Here is a 916-nt window from a genome sequence, read left to right on the forward strand (position 1 = left end):
GCCACGCCGCGCCCGAAAAGCCTGGAACCCACAGGCACACACAGAGTTCTGCAGACGCTAGGTGAGCAACTCGCGTTGCTCTTCGACGGCGCGGGCGCACGCGGCACCCACTCAACGACACCCGCACCGGCGCGTGCGCGTGATCCATCGCAGAGTTGGTGGTCGATGCCGCCCTCGCCGAGGTGGACCGGTCTACTGAAGCTCTGCGCTTGGTTGGCGACGCCAGTCCCATGCGGGGTGACGGTCCACCAGTGTGAGGAACGCACTCGCCGGCAGGGTGTCGTAGTGGTTGGTGTCGACAAGGCCGTCGACACCAGGCAGGACGTCGCGGAGGAAGGCCCGGGCTGCGTCCATGGACTGACACGACACGTAGACCGCGTACGGTTCGCCGATCCGGGTCCTCATCTGCTCGACCTCCTCCGGCTCGTAGTCCGCCAGGATCCCACCCGAGAGGTCGATGTAGTACGAGTACCCGTGATGGTGCAGCTTTTCGTCGCCCGTCACGGGATCCGGCACGAGCTCAAGGGAACGGATTCGTCCTTCAAGCGACGGGCGTCGCTCCACGGGGACAAGAATGATCACAGATGGCCAGGACACGCGGTCACCTCCCCGGCGACCGTAGTCGAGCGGCCCCTCCGGTCGTCAGGTTTTCCGTTCGACGGAGTGCAGCAGTTCTCAACGCCGCGCGGCAGCGCCGCTCACGTCCCCGACGGCCGCGGCTGCTCCGGCGGGACCGAGCTCTCGGCAGCCGCCATCCACTGGTCCAGGTCGGTCTGGGTGAACTCTTCCCATGGTGGGATTCCGGGGAGCTGGCGGAGGAGGTCGTAGGCCTCGGGGATCTGGGCTCCGCGGAGGACCGGGCAGTGGCAGCCGGCGATGACCTCGGCGTTCAGGGGCTGGAAGCCGGTGACGACCG

General features: G+C 67.4%; 1 protein-coding gene and 1 pseudogene. Both read right to left on the reverse strand.

Annotated elements, in window-relative coordinates; translation table 11 throughout:
• Nucleotides 1–192 precede the first annotated feature (192 nt).
• Complete coding sequence (locus tag TN53_RS41050; protein WP_234441831.1) at nt 193–516, reverse strand: hypothetical protein; 324 nt, start codon at nt 514–516, stop codon at nt 193–195.
• Nucleotides 517–698: 182 nt separating this feature from the next.
• A pseudogene (locus TN53_RS41055) lies at nt 699–916 on the reverse strand (flavodoxin); the annotation flags it as partial.

Origin of the sequence: Streptomyces sp. WM6386 (assembly GCF_000972385.1) — a bacterium.
Lineage (GTDB): Bacteria > Actinomycetota > Actinomycetes > Streptomycetales > Streptomycetaceae > Streptomyces.